Genomic DNA, 1,142 nt, shown 5'->3' on the forward strand with positions numbered 1-1,142 from the left:
CCCGCCGCGCGGCCGCAGCGCGATCGTGGTCGGCCCGGCGCCGTCGGTGACCGCGGGCGCGGCGCCCGCCAGCTCCAGCGTCGCGCCGGCCAGCGGCGCCCCCGCCAGGCTGTCGAACGCCACCACCGCGAGCGCGCCCACGGTGGGCGCGGCCTCGGGCCCCGTGGCCGGCGCCGCGTCGCCCGCCGACTCGGTGAAGCCGGCGATCGTGTAGCGCTCCTTCGTGGCCAGCCCCACCTCGGTGCGCAGCGGGCGCGTCCCGGCCGGCTGGCGCGCCAGCTTCGGCATGCGCAGCGTCCACCGGCTCACGATCCACGCCCCCTCGCGCCCCGGCGCGAACTCCACCTCGCCGCGCGCGACCCCCTCGGGCACCTCGTACGCGGGCTCCGGCGAGGGGACGTTCACGTACGTGAAGGCGACGCGCCGCAGCGCCGACGACTCGCCGTCGAGCCACAGCGTCCCCGAGATGTCGGGGACCGCGCGCCCCGGCACCGGCTCGAACGCCAGCCCCACCATCCCCGACTCGGCGCCGCGCCCGCGCACCGCGCGCACGCAGTGCGTCCCCGCGAACTCCTCGGACAGCAGCACGCGCGCGTCGGGGGCGTAGTACATCGTCCCCCCCGCGTTCGCGCGCACGTAGCCGCGCGCCGCCAGGTCCGCCGACGCCAGCGTCTCGAACGGCCGCCCGGTGATCACGCGGTCGCTGAGCGTCTCCTCGGTGCGCACGCGCCCGTCGGACGACAGGTCGCGCTCGAAGGTGCGCGCGCGCACGCGCACCCGGCGCTCGGCCTCGGTGAGCGCGGTCGCGGCGAGCGCCGCCTGCGCCGCCTGCCACACGCTCGCCGCCGCGGCGTCGGCGGCGTCCAGCGTCTCGCACGTGCGCTTCGACTGCACGACCACCTCGGTGAGGCGCGACGCGCGCGTGCGCAGCGTGGCCTCGTGGCGCACCGTGTCGCGCGACGCCGGGTCGAGCGGCCGCGGGGGGAGCGACACCCACGGCATCGCCCCCACGCGCTCCGCGCGCACGCCGTACGCGCCGGCGGCCGGCGCGCGCAGCCGCGCCAGCACGTCGGCGCCGGTGAGCGCGTTCGCGCGCCAAGTCGGAGGCCAAGCGGTCTTAGGAAGACAAATCGTGGTCTCAA

Annotated in this window: 1 protein-coding gene; it reads right to left on the minus strand. The window is 78.5% G+C overall.

Annotated features, from left to right (window positions below; genetic code table 11):
* A partial coding sequence (locus PYV61_RS25585; RefSeq protein WP_275836712.1) for a hypothetical protein occupies nt 1-1,142 on the minus strand: 1,142 nt, incomplete at both ends.

Origin of the sequence: Roseisolibacter sp. H3M3-2 (genome assembly GCF_029211165.1) — a bacterium.
Taxonomy (GTDB): Bacteria; Gemmatimonadota; Gemmatimonadetes; order Gemmatimonadales; family Gemmatimonadaceae; genus Roseisolibacter.